We start from the raw sequence: 19,743 nt of genomic DNA, 5'->3' as shown, positions 1-19,743 counted from the left end.
ATAGGGCATTAAAAAAATGATTAAACTCGGGCAGTTTGATGAGATACAAGTACAAAACTTGCTTCGCATTCATTTAGCAGGCATGCATGAGAACTCACCAATTGAACATAGTTTTGCTTTAGACCTTGCCGCATTACAACAGCCACAGATCAGTTTTTATACCCTTTGGGATCAAGATGAGCTTTTGGCATGTGGCGCTATTCAAGAACTCTCGCCAATTCATGCCGAAATCAAATCCATGCGGACTCATCCTCAACATTTAGGTAAAGGCGCAGCAACTACAGTTTTAAAACATCTGTTGCATATTGCGCAGTTGAGAAAATATCAAAAATTGAGTCTTGAAACAGGAACACATTCCTCTTTTGATCCAGCAATTCATTTGTATAAAAAGTTTGGATTTATCAAAGGTGATGCTTTCTCAAGCTATCAAGCCACCGAATTTAATCAGTTCTATCATTTAGACTTGTCTGTTACATCGCTCATTGCATGATATTCTGTAAAGCGGAGATGTATGTCAATTTCAAACTTTTTAAGTGGGGAGTTTGATCATACTTAACGCTAAATGTATGGCTAGATCAATAAATGACATGTTTAATTAGAACAATTGAAACTTTAGATATTCCACGCTTAATTGAAATTGAAAAATCGGCAACGCAAGCTTTTTTGAATATTCCTGCACTTGCTTGGTTAGCAGACAGCTCAGTTTTATCTGTAGATGACCACATGCAGTTGATTTCAAAAGCGTATGGCTTTGTCTCGGTAAATCTTGAAAATCAAGCCACTGGGTTTTTATATGCTGAAAAACAAAACCAAGATTTATATATTATTGAATTAGATGTGGATGGGACATTGCAAAAGCAAGGAATTGGACGGCAATTACTGGAATACATTATCGATTTTGCTCGGAAGCATGATTTTTCAAATCTGACATTAACGACATTTAATGATGTGATTTGGAATCGCCCATTTTATGAGAAGTTAGGTTTTCAAAAGCTGGATGACGATCATTTACCAGATTATCTCCAAAAAAAAATTCAACATGAGGTTGAATGCGGTTTTCTTCGAGAAAGTCGTTGTGCGATGACATTGAATGTTTTATCCATTTAAAGTGAATACAGTATGAATGTTAATTTGTTTACTGATGATTCTTGATTAAATATTTAGGACTCAAGATTTGGTGTAGAACAGTATGTGGATGTTGATGAGAACAATCTCAGCTTATCGTTTTATTGACATTATTTTAGGTATTTTTACCACTTTAGAAGATGCCGAAAAGGCTAGAATACAGTATATGACATACCGCAAAGATCATGATCCTTGGCATGATCAAGCTTATCGTGAGTCATCTTTAGCTGATGATCTCCGTATCATTACTGTGGATGGTAATTTCCGAAATGGGGAAATTGTTTTTGAAATTAGTGAATATATTGAGGGTTTTGGGCAAATTGTAAGGGTTTTAAAAGCAATTACGCTCACACAAGCTGAAGCGATTGCATGTATTCAACGATTAGAAGCTGTTGAACATGAATTTCCTCAATTTGCGGAAATAGACTACTTAAAAATAGGGACATTACATTCAGATTTAAGTGAAGATCAACCCATCAGCTATCCAAGGAATGAAACTGATTTAGCCCAGACAGGGAAAAGAGAATTCAGTGATATTCTCGATATCGATTTTGTTTAGCAACATGATTTTAATGCTTATATGAGTTTTAGTAGGTAATGAGCAATGTTTGGTGCTGATATATGGGCATTTAAATCTCTTTAATTTGCAGCTTTTTTCAATTGACAAAAAATATCAAGCGACTATTCCGTTCTCGTCATTGATCTCTCGACTTTATAAAGTACACTCGAAGCACATAACAATCTAGAAGTCATAAGAAGGAACAGCTATGAGCGAGGCTTACATCATTGATGCCATTCGCACACCACGCGGAAAAGGAAAGAAAGATGGATCACTCTATGAAGTGAAGCCAATCACTTTATTAACAACATTACTCAATGAATTGAAAGATCGCCACCAATTGGATACTTCCAAAGTTGATGACATCGTATTGGGTTGTGTGACGCCAATTGCAGATCAAGGTGGTGATATCGCAAAAACTGCTGCGATTGCAGCAGGTTGGGACAATGATGTTGCAGGTGTACAAATCAACCGCTTCTGTGCATCAGGTTTGGAAGCGGTGAATATGGCTGCTCAAAAAGTCCGTTCTGGTTGGGAAGATGTTGTGGTTGCGGGTGGCGTAGAGTCGATGTCTCGTATTCCAATGGGCTCAGATGGTGGACCTTGGGCGCTTGATCCTGAGACCAATTTAAAATCACATTTTGTTCCTCAAGGGATTGGCGCTGATTTAATTGCAACACTAGATGGTTATAGCCGTTCGGATGTCGATGAGTTTGCTGCGAATTCGCAACGTAAAGCAGCGGCGGCGCAAGCAGCAGGTTATTTTGATCAATCTGTTGTGGCGGTAAAAGACAAAGCAGGGGTGATGATTCTTGAAAAAGATGAATTTATTAAGCCACTCACTACAGCGGAAGGCTTGGCAAAGCTGAATCCAAGTTTTGAAATGATGGGTAGCATGGGCTTTGATGCGATTGCTTTACAGCAATATCCAGAAGCACAGAAAATTAACCATGTACATCATGCAGGAAATTCATCAGGAATTGTGGATGGTGCGGCTGTGGTGTTATTGGCATCTGAAAAAGCAGTAAAAGAACAAGGTTTAAAACCTCGTGCCAAAGTGTTGGCGACGGCTTTAGTTGGAACAGATCCTACCATTATGCTGACTGGTCCAGCACCTGCTGCGCGTAAGGCATTGGCAAAAGCGGGTCTGACCATTGATGATATTGATCTATTTGAAGTGAATGAAGCTTTTGCATCGGTTGTGATGCGCTTTATGTCTGAACTTAACGTTCCTGCTGAAAAAGTCAATGTCAATGGTGGTGCAATCGCCATGGGGCATCCTCTGGGCGCAACAGGTGCAATGATTTTAGGTACATTGTTGGATGAATTAGAACGTCAAGGGAAAAAGCGTGGTTTAGCAACCTTGTGTGTGGGTGGTGGCATGGGTATTGCGACCATTATTGAGTTGGTTTAAGGAGAAGAATAATGAGCGCAATTCAATATGAAAAAAATGCAGATGGCATTGTCATTCTAACAATGGATTCTCCAAACCAATCTGCCAACACCATGAATGCTGATTTCCGTGTGGCTTTAGAAAATGTTGTTTCAAAACTTAAATCTGAAACTGACCTCAAAGGTGTGATTTATCGTTCTGCAAAAAAGACATTCTTTGCTGGCGGTGATTTGGATGAACTCATTGAAGCAACACCAGAGCATGCGACTGAATTCTTTAACATGACTGCAAAACTCAAAGATGATCTACGTGCAATTGATACTTTGGGAGTACCTGTCGTTGCTGCGATTAACGGAACTGCTTTAGGTGGTGGTTGGGAAATTGCGTTAAGTTGTCATTATCGTATTGCTCTAAACGATCCTAAAATCAAATTAGGTCTGCCTGAGGTGACGCTTGGCTTATTACCTGGCGGTGGTGGTGTCGTACGGATGGTACGACTACTTGGATTGCAAAACGCTTTTCCATTTCTGATGGAAGGTAAGCAATTTGGGGTGGATAAAGCAAAGTCTCTCGGTTTAGTCAATGAGCTTGCTGAGAATGAGAAAGACATGCTCGACAAAGCCATTGCTTGGATTAAGGCGAATCCGAAATCACAACAGCCTTATGATGTAAAAGGCTATAAGATTCCTGGGGGAGATCCAAAAACACCGGCTGTTGCGCAAATTCTTGCTATTGCACCTGCAATGTTAAGAGACAAAACCAAAGGATGCTACCCTGCACCAGAAGCAATCATGGCTGCCGCAGTAGAAGGGGCACAAGTTGATGTAGATACAGCTTTCCGTATTGAAAATCGTTATTTCACTTACCTTGCAACAGGGCAAGTGGCGAAAAATATGATCGGTACATTCTGGCATGGTTTAAATGCAATCAAAGCTGGCGCAAGTCGCCCTAAAGATATTGCAAAATGGCAGGCGACCAAAGTTGGTGTGTTAGGTGCAGGCATGATGGGTGCAGGTATTGCCTATTCTACAGCGATCAAAGGAATACAAGTTGTTCTGAAAGATGTATCTGTTGAAAATGCTGAAAAAGGCAAAGCATATAGCCAAAAACTTTTGGATAAGCGTGTCTCACAGGGGCGTATGACGGCTGAAAAACGTGATCAAGTTTTAAGTTTGATTACAGCAACTGCTTCTGCAGAAGATTTAAAAGGCTGTGATTTGATTATCGAAGCTGTTTTTGAAAATCAAGATTTGAAAGCCAAAGTGACTCAAGAAGCTGAACAGTTCTTGGTTGACGGTGGTGTGATGGCTTCAAATACTTCAACATTACCGATTACGGGTTTAGCCAAAGCTTCTAAAGATGATACTCATTTTATCGGTCTGCATTTCTTCAGCCCAGTCGATAAAATGCAATTGGTGGAAATCATCAAAGGTAAGAATACTTCTGCTGAAACTTTAGCAAAAGCCTATGACTATGTGCAGCAAATTGGTAAAACGCCTATTGTTGTCAATGATAGTCGCGGTTTCTTTACCAGTCGTGTCTTTGGCACATTTGTACAAGAGGGTTTACGTCTATTGCATGAAGGTGTCCATCCAGCACGCATTGAAATGGCTGCATTGAAAGCAGGTATGCCAGTGGGTCCACTTGCCATTCAGGATGAAGTTGCATTAACGCTTTCTGAACATGTGGCGAAAGAAACCCGTAAAGCACTGCAAGCAGAAGGTAAAGATTTACCACTTTCAGGTGCAGATGATGTGATTGAAACCATGATTCATACCTTTGAGCGTAAGGGTAAAGCAGCAGGTGCAGGTTTTTATGAATACCCAGAAGGTGGGAAGAAGCATTTATGGGAGGGTCTAAGCCACTGGAAGAAAGATGTAGTTATTTCTGAGCAAGAAATGATAGATCGCTTCCTGTTTGTTCAGGCATTGGACACTTTACGTTGCTATGAAGAAAATGTTTTGGAATCTGTAATTGATGCCAATATTGGTTCGATTTTTGGAATAGGTTTTGCGCCGTGGACAGGAGGTGCGATCCAATTCCTCAACCAATATGGTCTGGAAAAAGCATTGGCTCGCGCAAACGCATTAGAAGCAAAGTATGGTGAGCGTTTTAAAGCACCACAGAAATTGATAGACCAGATTCCAGTAGGGAAAATTATCTGATCAATTGATCTCATTGAAAAATAGGGCAATTGCCCTATTTTTTTATTATCTTATTTTGATTAAATACTATACATTTGTGACACTTTTCTTCAATATAATGCGCGAAACCATTTTTACGATTTGCGATCAATCAGATTGCTATATGTGGAAAAATAGCAATAATCAAAATATCGACTAAAGTCTAATATTTCCCTTATAAAAAAGGATTGGGAATTCACATGGATTTAATACAAAGCAACGGTCAGCCACGTTATGGACGCTTTAAAGAAGTGCCCAGCAAAATTAATGTTCATGATTATGTCTATAAAACACCCTATGGAAAAACATTAACAGGCTGGCGCAAGCATTTAAAATATAAAAAGTTTAAATTTTGTGGTATTCAGCACGAACAATATTCAATTGGGATTGCAATAGCAGATATTGGTTGGGCTGGACACGGTTTCATCTATATATATGATCATACCAATCAAGAGGTTTTAGAGTGGAATGCCAATACCATTTTAGGACGTGGTACTTCACTTGATGAACAGCCTTTATATAGCCAAAGCCATTTTAGTAAGTCGCCGTTTGCATTCGAAATGCAACATGCCAATGGGGTGCGTTATATTCGTGCAACCCGTCATGGTGAGGAGCAGTTAAAAGCACGAATATTTTGTGCTGGTACTGAACCTTTAAGCCTATGTAGTCCTAATGGCATCAATGGTTGGACCTATACTCAAAAGAAAACAACATTGGCTGTGGAGGGTTTTTTTGTTGATAAGCATAAAGAATTGATTCATTTCAATGATCAATCACTGGCTTCTTTAGATGATACCTGTGGCTTTTTAAGACCTGAAACGGCTTGGTTTTGGCTTTCTTGTAATTTTTGGGATCAGCAAGGTCAACGTATTGGTTTAAACCTTGCATCAGGTGTAAATGAAAGTTTTGGTAATGAAAACTGCCTTTGGGTCAATGGTATACTCTATGCAGTTGCGGATGTATTGTTTGAAAAAATGGATACCAATGTATGGTCAGTACGTTCCCTAGATCAGAAACTCAATCTTCACATAGAAACGGGTTGGCGTAGATTTGAGAATTTAAACCTACGTTTGGTGGGGAGTCAATTTAGCCAATGGCAATCACGGATCAGTGGTAGCATCGAATCAGAAACAGGTGAAACCATTCAGCTTAATCAAGAATATGGTTTGCTTGAACAGCATTATGCAAAGTGGTAAGACTTCGTTTCGGAATTAAAATATTGGATTGAGCATTTAGGACAAAAAAAGCAACATAAGAAGGGTTTGGATAAAATCTTATGTTGCCGAAAAAGAAATTGATCAGCTAGGGGGGTAATTATTTCAATGTCTTATTGGGCTGCTTGCCAAAAGGCTTCACCCGCTTCAATTGGATCATTGGTTTCAGCCAAAGTATCTACCCAGACTTGATATTGTCGGATCACAGGGTGCTGACTCGGATGAAAATCGGCTTTAAACCAATCTAGGTATTGCTGACGCATGGCAGATAATTTTCCAGACTTACCAAAGAACCAAGGAATACCTTTGAGCGCAAATTTGGCGCGTTGTAAGCGACTAAAGCCGTCATGTTTTAACATCACATTGGCACGATAAAAAGTGAAACCAAACATTTGTAGTGTTACAAAAGCCAGCGCGAATTTACGCAGATTCTCTGACACTTCGCCCACTTCTTTCATCACATCAAAAGCCACATCACGATGCTCCATTTCTTCAATTGAGTGCCAAGCAAAGAGTGCGCGTACAAAGGGATGTACATCAGCTAAAGTTTCTTTATGACTATAAAAAGTTTCTGCCATAAGTGCGGTGAGGTGTTCTGCTGCAGCCGTCATGGCAATGTTGTATTGCTTAGAGCGATGTTTGAGGATGTACTCAAAATGTTCACCCATAAACTGAACAAACTGATCTACAGGCATACCTTGGCGTTGCATTTCCTGATTCATTTTGTCATGGGCTAGACCGTGTTGTGCTTCTTGCTTAATGAAATCTGTTACGCGTTGTTGTAAATCTGGATCGGTGATTTTATCGCGAAGTGCTCGTACACTTTGGATGAAATAGCGTTCACCGACAGGAAAAGTCAGGCTAAGTGCATCAAACATACGTGTTCGGAAAGGGTCGTTGTCGAACCAAAAACGTGGAACTTCATTTAATCTAAAATCTAGATTAGTTCGGACTACAGGATCAACTTGGTGTTGTACATATGCATTCATTATTTTATTCTCACATTTACCCATCAACAAAGGTGTAGCATAAGCAGACTTATAAACCTGCTTGCCAAAATGCTTCACCTGCTTGAATTGGATCATTGGTGGTAGCCATGGTATCGACCCAAACTTGATATTGGCGAATTACTGGATGTTGGCTAGGGTGGAAATCTTTTTTAAACCAATCCAAATATTCACTTCTCATTGCTGAAAGAATACCTTGCTTTCCAAAGAACCAGGGTAAGCCTTGAGCCGCCATCTTGATTCGTTCTAGACGGCTGAAACCATCATGCTTCAACATGATATTGGCTCGGTACAGCGTGAAGTTGAACATCATGATTGTGGTAAACGCCAAAGCGAAACGGCGTAAATGATCTGGAACTTCCCCCACTTGTTGCATCACATCAAAGGCCACATCTCGATGTTCCATTTCCTCAATAGAGTGCCATGCTAACAAAGCGCGAACATAAGGATGTGCTTCAGCTAAAGTTGCTTTATGACGATAAAAAGTTTCTGCCATAAGTGCGGTTAAGTGTTCCGCTGCAGCGGTCATAGCGATGTTGTACTGTGGAGAACGTTGGCTGAGTTCAAATTTAAATATTTTCTGTAGAAGCTGAATAAAACGATCAACAGGCATTCCTTGGTCTTTCATGACTTGGTTCATTTTGTCATGTGCCATACCGTGTTGAGCCTCTTGACGAATAAAGTCAGCAACCCGTTGTTGCAAATCTGGATCAGTGATTTTATTGCGAAATAAACGAACACTTTCAATAAAGTAGCGCTCTCCATCTGGAAAGGTTAGGCTCAAAGCATCAAATAAACGTGTACGGAATGGATCTCCGCCAAACCAGAAGCGAGGAACATCCTCAAGCTTGAAATCGAGCTTGGTGCGAACGACTGGGTCCACCTGATATTTAACTAATGCATTCATTTTGTTTTACTTGCATTGCTTTCGATGATTTCAGTATGTCGGGAAATTGCAGCTTTGTTTTGACAGATATTGCCAATTTTTATACATTTTATGACAGAATGAAAATTTATAATGTCAAATTGGTTGATATATAGAATTGAAAGAGTGCAAGGATATGCAAGAGCTTCAGATTCCGAACGGCTATTTCCATCTTTGGCAGATGTACTTGGCTGAGCGAGGCGTGGATGTTGCCACACTTGATTTTTTGCAGGCAGATGAAAAACAACATTTGCTGAGTATCCTGTCATTACCTATTGATACACAATCGGCTTATTTATTCTTTCAGAAATTGATTGAAAAAACCAAACAGGCTTTCGATTGTCCACAAATTGTTTTTGAAATGGCGGAATATGTTCGACCAGAACATTTTGGAGTGTTGGGTTATATGGCATCCCGAAGTACCACCGTTGCCGAAGCATTACAAAATATTATGCGCTTTAGTCGTTTGGTGATTGATGGGGATGAAGTAATTCCCATGCAGATGCAACAAAAAGGGCAGTATGTTCATTTAATTTGGCCATTTCATCATGATAAATATATTTTAATTAATGAATTTACCAATGCGCTGATGATGCATCTTGCACGGAAAATCGTACCCCCAAATCAATTTCCCCTACAAGCAGTATACTTTGCACACGCCCCACAGATGGCACTCTATCATTATCAAAAGTTCTATGCTTGCGAGGTGCTATTCAATCAACCTCACTATAGTTTTGTATTGCGTATGGAAGGCTTGGAACTGAAGATACAACAAGCTGACCCATCTTTGATGCAACTCTTGGTCAAGCAGGCAGAAGAAGCGATCGCAGCAAAACCTCGCTATAAAACCATTGCCCAGCAATTGCATATTATCGTGGCGGAGTATTTAAAACTCAAAGAACAAGCGCCAAAGATTGAGGATGTTGCACAGGAACTGCATATTTCGACACGTACTTTACAACGTCAACTCAGTGATTTAGGCACTTCTTTTAAAAAAATTGTTGAAAGTGAACGCATGAAACGATGTGAATTTTTACTGAGTGGTGACATACAACTTTCTGAAATTGCAATGCGTTTAGGTTACTCGGATCAGTCCGCTTTAGCCCGAGCCTATAAAGCATATAGTGGTCAAACGTTGTTAGAAAAAAAGCAAGATTTAAAGTCTTCATAAATGCTTTGCAAAAACTAACTTAGACAATATGGCGGTAGGCTAAGTTAATTTTTTCATGCCTATTATTTATGATTTCTATTTTAATTTTGGAAATCTAAATGCGATAGCTAAAACTGCAAATATTGCCAATACCCAGCAGTAATAAATGGAGCTGATGAGTTCCATAGGTGAAAGTTTAGCAATTGAGCATGCGAGTAAAAGTTGTGCACCATAGGGAATAATGCCTTGAATCACACATGAAAAAATATCCATGAATGCAGCAGCACGTTTGGGGTCTACACCATATTCTTTGGCAACTTCTCGTGCCATATCACCAGATAAGATAATTGCCACAGTATTATTGGCAACGAATAAATTCGAGAAAATCACCAAAAAGCTAATACCAATTTCACCTGCACGTTGTCGACCAATATTAAATCGTCGGGTTGCAGAATAAATCCGTTGAATTAACCACTCTAAACCACCTTCCTTTTGCATAATGGCAGAAAGTCCACCTAAAAACATGGAAAGTAGCGCAACCTCAAACATTCCCATAAATCCGTCATAAATTGCGTTATTTAATTTGAGTAAATCCAATTCAGGCTTTGCAACCAGACCGATTAAGACAGAAAGGATAATACCAATCGTCAACACAGCAAGCACGTGCAAACGGGTAAAAGCCAAAAAGAAAACAGCCAAATAAGGCACAATCAACCATAAGTTATAGCTTTTATACTCAATGAGTTGAGATTGGTGACTGGTCAAAAAATAAATCATGATGGTGATGATTGCAGCCGGTAGTGCAATCCAAATGTTGACCCGAAATTTGTCGCGTAGCTCTACATTTAAACTTCTCGTTGCCGCAATGGTGGTATCTGAAATCATCGATAGATTATCACCAAACATTGCACCACTAACCACTGCACTTATGGCATAAATGGGCTGAATCGCTGTGGCTTGGGAGAATCCAAACGCAATCGGAGCACAAGCTGCAATTGTGCCCATTGATGTTCCCATTGCAGTTGCAATAAAAGCTGAAATCACAAACAGCATGGGCAAGACAAATGTCGGTGGAATGATGGATAAACCAAATTGAACAGTTGAATCCACACTTCCAATGCTACTGGTCACACTCGCAAATGCGCCTGCCAACATGAAAACCATAAACATGAGGATCAAATTTGGATGGCTTGCACCATTTAAAAATGCTTCAATTGCTGAGTTTATTTTTCCTTTATACAGCAAAATCGCCAATATAATCGCAGGCAACGCTGCGATCGGGGCTTTGACTTGATAAAAAGCAAATTCAGTACCAATGATGGTATGGTAAATACCGCTGCCTAAAAAAATGGCTAAAAATACAATAAGTGGTAATAGCGCAAGCGCACTGGCTTGCACTTTAGCCTGTGGGAGTGTGGTCATAAGAGGAGATAAAAAATCAGAATCCCGCGTAGTATAAACAGCTTTTGCAATTTCTGAAAAATGATTGTGTATCTTCTAGAAGTGCTTTTTTTACCCTATAGTTATGATTTATTTTTATTTTTTAAAAAATATGTGGGATTTTCATTATATTAAAAATAGGTAACTTTGATCATTGTCCTCATTTTGAAAATAGCGCTAAATGTACATATGGGTTGTTTTATTATTTGTCATATAAAACAAGATACGTTTGAGCGACTATGTGACTCTATCCTTTGAGTAAAAAATAGCGTTACAATGCAGTGTCTTGTATTTATACATTTGGATGATGGAAGATAATAAGTCAATGAATTTTAAATTCATCTCAGTTGTCTGATCATCTAAAAACTCCTCAAGTTTGAACAATTCAAGGAATGTACAATCCTATGTCACGTTTAGCCACTCGTTTTGCACAACTTAAATCTCAACAGCGTAAGGCTTTGGTTTCTTATGTGATGGCGGGTGATCCACAACCTCATGTAACGGTACCATTGTTGCATCAGATGGTTGAAGCAGGCGTAGATGTTGTAGAACTTGGATTACCATTTTCCGACCCGATGGCAGATGGTCCTGTAATCGCACTTGCAGCAGAGCGTGCTCTGGCTGCCGGCACCAACACACTTGATGCTTTGAATATGGTCAAAGCGTTTCGTCAAAAAGACACCACTACACCTGTTGTTTTAATGGGATATTTAAATCCTGTTGAAGTCATTGGATATGAAAAGTTTGTGGCTTATGCCCATGAATGTGGCGTAGATGGCGTGTTGCTTGTGGACTTACCTCCAGAAGAAGCAAAAACATTAGATGACGTATTGCAAAAATACGATATGGATCAAATCTTTTTGCTCGCACCAACCTCTACTGAACAGCGTATTCAACATGTAGTAAATCAAGCCCGTGGTTTTATTTACTATGTGTCTCTAAAAGGTGTCACTGGTGCTGCAACATTAGACACAACTGAAGTCGCAACACGTATCCAAAAAATTAAAACCTTTACCGATATTCCTGTTGGTGTAGGTTTTGGAATCAGTGATGCTGCTTCTGCTAAAGCTGTTGGTCAAGTTGCAGATGCTGTGATTGTTGGAAGTGCTTTTGTCAAACCTTTTGCAAATCTTGCACCAGAACAAGCTGTTGAAGCAGCAGTGAATAAAGTCAAGGAGCTTCGAGCGGCGCTCGATGAGTTAGTATGAATCAAGAAGTGAAATCAGGGAAAATCCTCAGCGCAATTACGCCGTGGACAGATCGTAAAGTTCCAGGCATTGATGTGCCTGATCAACAACAAACACTCAAAGCGACGTTTACTGAACCAACCATTGAGTGCCCTGAATGTCATGCACTCGTGACTCGTACAGCGATGTCTTTTAATGCTTATGTTTGTCCGTCATGTGATGAACATTTGAAAATGAAAGCACGTGATCGTTTGAACTGGTTCTTTGATCAAGTTAACAATGAACTTGGTCAAGAATTTGTTGCTAAAGACCCGTTACATTTTGTCGACAGTAGACCTTATCCAGCGCGTTTAAAAGAAGCGCAGGATAAAACAGGTGAAACTGAAGCGCTGGTCGCCATGCAAGGGCAGTTGAAAAATATTTCAATGGTGGCTTGTGCTTTTGAATTCGACTTTATGGCTGGATCAATGGGTACTGTCGTGGGCGATCGCTTTGTACAGGCTGCTGAAAAAGCCATTAAAGACAAACAGCCATTAGTCTGTTTTGCAGCTTCTGGCGGTGCACGTATGCAAGAAGGCATGTTGTCGCTTATGCAAATGGCGCGTACTTCAGCTGCGGTTCAAAAAATGAAAGATGCACATCTACCTTATATCGTGGTGTTAACACACCCAGTTTATGGTGGTGTTACTGCGTCTTTGGCAATGTTGGGCGATGTACAAATTGCAGAACCTAAAGCGATGATTGGCTTTGCTGGTAAGCGCGTTATCGAACAAACCGTACGTGAGAAACTTGAAGAACCGTTCCAACGTGCGGAATTCTTGCTTGATCATGGGGTGGTCGATCAAATTGTTCATCGTCATGCATTACGTGATACTGTATATCGTATTGTAGCGAAACTGATGAACTTGCCTTGAACAACGAAACAGCACCTTTAAATACTGATAAATTACAAACATGGCTCGATTATTGGAGCCATGTTCACGTTACAGGAATTGATTTAGGCTTAGAGCGAGTCATTCCTGTAGCTGAACAACTCGAAATCATGCGTCCCTCAGCAAAAGTGATCACTGTTGCTGGCACTAATGGTAAAGGATCAACCACAACCACCCTCGCTGCCATACTCAATGCGCAAGGTTTGAATGTAGGTCTATATCAATCCCCACATATTTACAGATTCAATGAACGTGTCAAATTGGCTGGTCAGGAAGTTGATGATCAAACTCTGATTGATGCTTTTGTTCAAGTTGATCAAGCACGTCGTATCTGCAATTTATCATTATCCTTTTTTGAAGCAACCACACTGGCAGCATTTGTTATTTTTAAACAGAAACAATGTGATGTTTGGGTGCTTGAAGTAGGGTTAGGTGGACGTTTAGATGTGGTCAATGTGATTGACCCAGATCTCGCTGTGATTACCAATATTGGTTTAGATCATACCGACTGGTTGGGCGATACGATTGAAAAAATTGCTTTTGAAAAAGCAGGAATTATTCGTCCAAATATTCCTGTCGTCTTTGGTGGCTTACAAGCAATGCCACAAGCGATTCAGGACAAAGCACAACAATGTAATGCTCAGCTATATGCTGTAAATCGTGATTATTTTTATCAGCTATCTGAAGATGGTCAGACTTGGAACTTTGCAAGTTCAGGTACGACTTTGAAATTTCCAACAGGGCAGCTTGCTTTAGAAAATATTTCTACTGCTGTTGCCGCAGTTGTACTCAGTGATTTAAATGTTTCGCAACAGGCAATTGCTCAGGGAATCAAAAAGGCACAATTGGCTGGTCGTTTTGAAATTAGAAAAATACAAGATAAAACAGTCATCTTTGATGCGGGACATAATCCGCATGGTGTTGAATTTTTGTTAAAGCAATTGCGAAAATTCTTAGAATACAATAAACAGTACACAGAAGTTGTCTCTATTTTTTCAATGTTGTCTGACAAAGATATAGATTCTGTGGTCAAGTTGTTGAAAAATACTGTCTTAAAGTGGAAAATTGCTCCATTAACTGTGCCTCGTGCAGCATCAATGGAACAGTTGCACACTGCATTGCAGAATGAGACAGTTGAACAGTTTGATTGTGTACAAGCCGCATTTCAATCAGCGCTTGCAGAAACCAATAATAATCAGCTGATTTTGGTGTGTGGTTCGTTCCATACCTTAGAAGCGGTCTGGGAGTATTTAGAAGAATGTCAATGAATAACAAACAACGCTGGATGGGCGGTGTTGTTTTATTAAGTGGTGGTGTTCTATTGGCGGCATTGCTTCTAAAAGGTAAAGAAGAAATCCACCAAAGACAGGCTGAAACACAACCTGCAAGTCAAACTCAGCCAAACAAAACTACGCCTGCAGGCGAGGCTGTACAATTACAACCATTGACTGTGGATGTTGCAACAGAAAAACGTCTGTTGGAAGAACAAAAGCGTGCTCGTGAAAAAGCTGTGGCTGAACAAGAAGCCAAGGCTGCTGAGTTTTTACGTATGCAACAACAGGCAGAGGCTGATGCTGCACGTAAAGCGGCTGAAGAATATGCTGCTGCAAATGCAAGACGTGGTGCAGCAGCGGCAGCACAAGAGGGTGCAGATATTCCTCCTGAGCTGGTGCAAGATGAAAAAGCCAAAGCGCAGCAGAAAGCAACTGAACAGAAACAGCTTGAGCAACAAAATGCACAGTTGAAACAGAAAGCCGAAGCTGAAAAAAAGCTCGCTGAGCAGAAGCGACAAGCTACCGCAGAAGCAGAGCGTAAAGCAGCTGAAGAGAAAAAACGTAAGCTAGAAGAACAACAGAAAGCTGACGAGAAACGCAAAGTAGAAGCTGAAAAGAAAGCCGCTGCTGAGAAAAAACAAGCTGAAGAGAAGAAAGCAGAAGCTGAGAAAAAGCGTAAAGCTGAGGAAGCTAAAAAGAAAGTTGAGGCAGAAAAAGCACGCGATTTACTGGAAAATGGTGATAAACAATGGATGGTACAAGTTGCACTTGCAGCCAATGAAGCCAATGCAGATGCAGTCGCTGCAAAGCTCCGTGCCAAAGGGTATAAAGTCACCAAAAGCCCAACCTCGAAAGGTATTCGTATCATGGTTGGACCATCTAAAGATCGAGAGTCTGCTGATGCATCACGTAAAAAGATCAATGCTGATGCAAGTTTAGGCATGAAATCCGCTTGGGTGATCGAATGGGTTCCTTTGGATCGCCGTTAAGAGCTGATGTTAAGTGTTATAGATTAGGTCGCTAAAGATGGATTCGTGAGTTGCTCACGAATCCATTTTATATTTTCAGGGGTAAAAAGTTTTTCAATATTGCTCCAAATTGGATGAAAACCATAACCACCATGTTTCATTTCTTTTAATGCATCATCGACTGACCAATTCTCAAAAATAATACGGTACATGGCAACACTTGCACCCGTACGATCTGAGCCGTGATAACAGTGAATAAGAACCTTTTGCTGCTTTTTCTCAGCCGTTTGAATCGTTTTCATGACTTGAAGTAAATCATCACGATCGATTGCCCAAGTGTTGATTGGAATATGTACCAATTGAAAATCTTGTTGTGCCAAAACAGTTTTATCTCTATCACGGCTCCTTAGATTGATGACCACAGCAATATCATGCTCTTTTAAGGCAGGAATAATCTCTGTGCTGGGCTGTTCACTACGGAAAACGCTGTCACTGATACGATAAAAATTATGCTGTTTATTCACCACAGTACCCCATTGCTGTGGGCGTTGGTGATCAGGAAGTGCTGATGTCGTCATACAGCCTACAAACTGTAAACTTAAGCTGACTAAGACGGTAGAGGCGAGTAATTTCAATTTCATGATTATTTTACAAGGTAGCGGTCAAGTTCAACGGGATCATGCGCACAAATTATTTCGATGCGAGGCTCATTGTGTGCCAAACGTTGGATTTCAGAAAGTGTTTTTAAACGAGCGGTATTATTTTCTGCAAATAAGCGTTCAAGTTTATCCAATAGTGGAAGCTTATGATTTGGATCTAATTCCAAATGGCTGTAATAAGCATCCCCACAGAAGAATACCCATCCATTGTGTTGTTTAATCGCAATACCACAGTGTCCGGTGGTATGTCCCAGTAATGGAATCAATAAAATTTCATCATTAAATATATGAAAACCTTGAACCTTGTGAAAATTAAACCAAGATTCTCCATTCTTGGGCTCAAGAAAGTTCCAGTGACGATGATTTTTAAATTGTTGTGGGCGATAACGTAATTTATTCATCACCGATAGTTTTTGAGCGGCATTATATTCACTGGATAGAATATGAATCGTGGCTTGAGGAAAGTCTGAAATTCCTCCAGCATGATCTAGGTCTAAATGACTGACTAAAATATGTTTCACATCAGAAGGCTGAAAGCCGAGTTGTTGAATTTGTGCGAGTGCGGTCAGTGTAAAATCAAATTGAATAGCACTGACCTTTGAAAATAACTTGCCTAGGCGTACTTGAGGGTGAAGATAATCTTGGGTCCCAAATCCTGTATCAATCAGTACTAAGCCTTTATCGGTTTCAACTAAGAGGCAGTGGCAGACCATTTTTGCATGTAAGCCCTTTTGCCCATAAATGGGTGCACAGATTGGACACATCGTTCCACAATGTAAATGATGAATGTTGTATATCATAATGATGCTTTGTTTTTAGGATTGTGCTTTGTTTATAAACTGAATTGGAAAAAATACCAATCTAAAATAATCATAAACTACTCAAATCTCTACCTTGGAAGCGCATTTCAAAAGAGAAATCTTCAATTGGATCAATAATCACAACAAGGGCTTTGTTTGAAAATCAAAATTTTTATGCGCTGTATCTTCATAAATTAAGAGTTGAATTTAAGATTTTTTAAATAATTTTTTGATGATGGGGTAGGGTTGTATACAACTTTGTAACGAAGTTCGCATTTATTTTTAAAATCAGATATATCTTTTTGAATAAATTATGTTTGTAATATTTTGTTTTTATTAATTTTTATGTAAATTTAAAAATAATTTATAACGGCTATAGTAAATTTAATTAATTGATTAAATTTACTTAAGTTGGTGTTTTGCGTTGTTTAATAAGTGTTATTATTTAAAATTTCTTAATATAGGTGGGATGGAAGATGTTGAAAAGAACTGTATTTACCACGTTATTGTGTTTCCCTTTTGTTGTTTTTGCGGCGGATGTAGATAAAACAATTAAGCAAATTAATAAGGTTAAGGGTGTGAGTTTAGGCATGGGGGTAGTTGGGCGTACTGGAATGTATGTAGGAGAAAAAACAGAAGTTATCCCTGTTCCTGTTATTGCATATGAAAGTGATCGTTTTTTTGTTCGTGGTTTGTATGCAGGTGCTAATCTATATCAAAATCAGGTGGTTAAATTTAGTGCGATTGCAAATGCCAGTATGATGATTTTAGACGTTGATAAACTCAGTAGAAGAAAATTAGCAGAAAAAAATCTAAACAAATCTCAATTGGAAGACCGAGATTTAAGTGTTGATTTAGGTTTTGAAGGGCTTATTCATTCACCTTATGGCCAACTTTCTTTACAAGCTGTCAATGATGTTGGTGGAGCGAGTAAAGGTGCGGAGTTGCGTTTAAAATATGAATATTTTTGGAGTCTTACCCCAGAGCTCACCATTATTCCAAATGTTGGTGTAAATTGGCTCTCTGATAAGCGAGCAAATTATTACTATGGTGTATTGGATAGTGAAGTTGCTCGAGGTGTTACATCTTACAAACCAAATCAATTGCTTGTCCCGCAAGTTTCGCTAGGTGCAATCTATAATATTACAAAGAACATTAGTTTGAGTGGTGCAGTCAAGCAAGAGTTCTTACCCAATAAAGCCCAAAATGGACCTTTAATAAATGAAAAAACAACAACTATCTTTTATACGGGATTAACCTATAATTTTTGATGATCACATGATTAATATTAGAGTGATTAATGTTATTCATGTGACTTCGAGAAAGAGATCGCTTTAAAACTTAAATGTCCAGCGCTTATTCAAAAGCGCTGACATCGCCCACACCACGACGAACAATTTCTGGATTTACTCCAGAGAGATCGACAATACTGGTGGTGGTTAAAGTTCCCAAACCACTGTCAATAAATACATCAATGCGTTTTTCCAATAATTGTTCAATATCGTAGGGATCATCCATTGGTGCATCTTGACCGGGTAAAATCAAGGTACTTGTCAGTAAGGGTTCTCCCAACTCTTTTAACAGCATTTGACAAACAGGATTACTTGGAACACGTAGACCAATGGTTTTTTTCTTTGGATGCATTAAGCGACGCGGTACTTCACTGGTCGCAGGTAAAATATACGTGGTGACTGCAGGTGTATTGGCTTTAAGTAGTCGATACATTGCATTGTCTACTTTGGCATAAGTGGCGATATCTGATAAGTCAGCACAAATAATGGCGTATTGATGTTTGGCACCTAAGCCGCGAATCTGAGCAATACGTTCCATCGCATTCTTATTTCCAATCTGACAGCCTATGGCATAAGCCGCATCTGTTGGATAGACCACAACATCACCTGCTCGAATTCTTTCTACAGCTTGACTAATTAAACGTGGTTGAGGATTGTCAGGATGTACTCTTAAATGCAGCATATTTATTCTCCTGATTTATTATCTATTGATATATGGTATTGAAAATAAATGGTTAAGAACACCATTATTTGTAATTTTATTTGAACTCATTCATATTTTAATAATATTAGAACGATGGCTCAGGTATTTTGGCTTTTGAATATGACATTCACTAAAATCTATGTCGATCTAGTGCGAATGAGTGGACTCTGATTGCAATTATATCGCCAGCCATAGAATCAAGATGGCGAAATGAGTTGGTAAAGATGTTTGAGTTAACTTATTTTGATTAACCATCTAAATCATTTCGGTTGAACTCAGTGCTTTGTAATGTTTTGCCACCTCGAGTGTATGCACAAATACATTCAATAAAGTGTTTTGCATCGCGAGGAAGTTTAGTTTCACCTGAAAAAAAGTGTTGTACCTGAGCATAAACATGATCTTTAAATCTAGCACCATCACCCCCTTCACCAGTGAGATTATCCAGTGAGACTCGAAATTTTCGTCCAAATGCTTTAGAAAATAACCATTCTATGGCTTGAGGTTTGATTTCGACTTGTTCAAACAATGCTTGTTGTTCAGCTGTACGTCCGTCTGGCGCATACCAATAGCCTAAATCAGGTAACAATCGACGTTGTTCACCTGCAATGGTCCAATGACTAATTTCATGTAAAGCACTATTAAAAAATCCATGTGCAAATTGAATACGTGCAGGCTGATCTTTTGTTGCAGGAAAATATTCAGGTTCAAAATCGCCACGAACAAGTATTACATTTAGGTGGGAAAACCAACGATTAAAGTGTAAGATAAGCCAATCTACTTGCTGAGCTTCTGTTTGCAAATTCTCCCATTGGGAGCGTTGCACATCGGTCACTTCCAATGTGTTTTCAGAGGTTAAGCGGGTGTTAAATTGTAATGAAGTAGTGACTTCAGGTTGCGGCTGCAACTGATGCATGGCTTGTATTACTCAAGAG

Annotated in this window: 19 protein-coding genes; 12 read left to right on the top strand and 7 right to left on the bottom strand. The window is 39.4% G+C overall.

The genetic code is table 11. From position 1 onward, the window contains the following. The first annotated feature begins 16 nt into the window (after positions 1–16). From I9192_RS18775 to I9192_RS18750, 6 genes are all read left to right on the top strand, one after another. A complete protein-coding gene (locus I9192_RS18775) occupies positions 17–490 on the top strand; it encodes a GNAT family N-acetyltransferase (RefSeq protein WP_200149990.1) in 474 nt (157 codons plus the stop codon). A 92-nt stretch (positions 491–582) separates the two neighbouring features. Further along, positions 583–1,107, top strand: a complete 525-nt coding sequence (locus I9192_RS18770) for a GNAT family N-acetyltransferase (RefSeq protein ID WP_200149989.1) — start codon at positions 583–585, stop codon at positions 1,105–1,107. 94 nt (positions 1,108–1,201) lie between these two features. Beyond that, positions 1,202–1,684 (top strand): hypothetical protein, encoded by a 483-nt coding sequence (locus tag I9192_RS18765; RefSeq protein ID WP_227567209.1) that lies wholly within the window; start codon positions 1,202–1,204, stop codon positions 1,682–1,684. Positions 1,685–1,892: 208 nt separating this feature from the next. After that, positions 1,893–3,098, top strand: a complete 1,206-nt coding sequence (locus I9192_RS18760) for an acetyl-CoA C-acetyltransferase (protein ID WP_009584685.1) — start codon at positions 1,893–1,895, stop codon at positions 3,096–3,098. An 11-nt stretch (positions 3,099–3,109) separates the two neighbouring features. Then, entirely contained in the window at positions 3,110–5,242 is a 2,133-nt protein-coding gene (locus tag I9192_RS18755) for a 3-hydroxyacyl-CoA dehydrogenase NAD-binding domain-containing protein (protein WP_046760127.1), read from the top strand. A gap of 218 nt (positions 5,243–5,460) precedes the next feature. Next, a complete protein-coding gene (locus I9192_RS18750) occupies positions 5,461–6,456 on the top strand; it encodes a DUF2804 domain-containing protein (protein WP_200149988.1) in 996 nt (331 codons plus the stop codon). Between the two features lie 131 nt (positions 6,457–6,587). Here I9192_RS18750 and I9192_RS18745 read toward each other — a convergent pair whose 3' ends face one another. Continuing rightward, positions 6,588–7,463, bottom strand: a complete 876-nt coding sequence (locus I9192_RS18745; protein ID WP_004830260.1) for a metal-dependent hydrolase — start codon at positions 7,461–7,463, stop codon at positions 6,588–6,590. Between the two features lie 49 nt (positions 7,464–7,512). Next, on the bottom strand, positions 7,513–8,388 hold the full coding sequence (locus tag I9192_RS18740; RefSeq protein ID WP_005031147.1) for a metal-dependent hydrolase: 876 nt from the start codon (positions 8,386–8,388) through the stop codon (positions 7,513–7,515). A gap of 154 nt (positions 8,389–8,542) precedes the next feature. Between I9192_RS18740 and I9192_RS18735 the strand changes: the two genes are divergently transcribed. Continuing rightward, entirely contained in the window at positions 8,543–9,577 is a 1,035-nt protein-coding gene (locus I9192_RS18735; RefSeq protein ID WP_005031146.1) for an AraC family transcriptional regulator, read from the top strand. A 75-nt stretch (positions 9,578–9,652) separates the two neighbouring features. Here the strand turns inward: I9192_RS18735 and I9192_RS18730 are convergent, their stop codons facing one another. Next, complete coding sequence (locus I9192_RS18730; RefSeq protein WP_200149987.1) at positions 9,653–10,978, bottom strand: Na+/H+ antiporter NhaC family protein; 1,326 nt, start codon at positions 10,976–10,978, stop codon at positions 9,653–9,655. Between the two features lie 422 nt (positions 10,979–11,400). Between I9192_RS18730 and trpA the strand changes: the two genes are divergently transcribed. The 4 genes from trpA to I9192_RS18710 are packed head-to-tail and all read left to right on the top strand — an operon-like array spanning position 11,401 to position 15,378. Next, the gene (trpA, locus tag I9192_RS18725) at positions 11,401–12,204 is read left to right on the top strand and encodes a tryptophan synthase subunit alpha (protein WP_005031143.1); all 804 of its coding nucleotides are present in this window, start codon (positions 11,401–11,403) and stop codon (positions 12,202–12,204) included. Next, entirely contained in the window at positions 12,201–13,097 is an 897-nt protein-coding gene (gene accD / locus I9192_RS18720; RefSeq protein WP_005031142.1) for an acetyl-CoA carboxylase, carboxyltransferase subunit beta, read from the top strand. Before trpA ends, accD begins: the two co-directional genes overlap by 4 nt. Then, positions 13,094–14,383, top strand: coding sequence for a bifunctional tetrahydrofolate synthase/dihydrofolate synthase (gene folC / locus I9192_RS18715; RefSeq protein WP_005031141.1), 1,290 nt, complete (start codon positions 13,094–13,096; stop codon positions 14,381–14,383). Before accD ends, folC begins: the two co-directional genes overlap by 4 nt. After that, positions 14,374–15,378 (top strand): SPOR domain-containing protein, encoded by a 1,005-nt coding sequence (locus I9192_RS18710; protein ID WP_005031140.1) that lies wholly within the window; start codon positions 14,374–14,376, stop codon positions 15,376–15,378. The genes folC and I9192_RS18710 overlap by 10 nt, the downstream gene beginning before the upstream one ends. A 23-nt stretch (positions 15,379–15,401) precedes the next feature. Here I9192_RS18710 and I9192_RS18705 read toward each other — a convergent pair whose 3' ends face one another. Both I9192_RS18705 and I9192_RS18700 read right to left on the bottom strand, forming a co-directional pair. Then, positions 15,402–15,998 carry a dual specificity protein phosphatase family protein gene (locus I9192_RS18705; protein ID WP_005031138.1) on the bottom strand — a complete coding sequence of 199 codons (597 nt, stop codon included), beginning with the start codon at positions 15,996–15,998 and terminating at the stop codon, positions 15,402–15,404. Between the two features lie 2 nt (positions 15,999–16,000). Next, positions 16,001–16,816 (bottom strand): MBL fold metallo-hydrolase, encoded by an 816-nt coding sequence (locus tag I9192_RS18700; protein WP_005031136.1) that lies wholly within the window; start codon positions 16,814–16,816, stop codon positions 16,001–16,003. 476 nt (positions 16,817–17,292) lie between these two features. Between I9192_RS18700 and I9192_RS18695 the strand changes: the two genes are divergently transcribed. Continuing rightward, complete coding sequence (locus I9192_RS18695; RefSeq protein ID WP_005031134.1) at positions 17,293–18,087, top strand: MipA/OmpV family protein; 795 nt, start codon at positions 17,293–17,295, stop codon at positions 18,085–18,087. Between the two features lie 85 nt (positions 18,088–18,172). Here the strand turns inward: I9192_RS18695 and I9192_RS18690 are convergent, their stop codons facing one another. Together I9192_RS18690 and I9192_RS18685 are read right to left on the bottom strand one after the other, a co-directional pair. Further along, a complete protein-coding gene (locus I9192_RS18690; protein ID WP_004830246.1) occupies positions 18,173–18,790 on the bottom strand; it encodes an L-threonylcarbamoyladenylate synthase in 618 nt (205 codons plus the stop codon). A 268-nt stretch (positions 18,791–19,058) separates the two neighbouring features. Beyond that, entirely contained in the window at positions 19,059–19,724 is a 666-nt protein-coding gene (locus I9192_RS18685) for an elongation factor P hydroxylase (RefSeq protein ID WP_004830244.1), read from the bottom strand. Positions 19,725–19,743 lie beyond the last annotated feature (19 nt).

The organism is Acinetobacter bereziniae, assembly GCF_016576965.1.
GTDB lineage: Bacteria > Pseudomonadota > Gammaproteobacteria > Pseudomonadales > Moraxellaceae > Acinetobacter > Acinetobacter bereziniae.
This window is presented reverse-complemented; position numbering and strand designations above follow the sequence as displayed.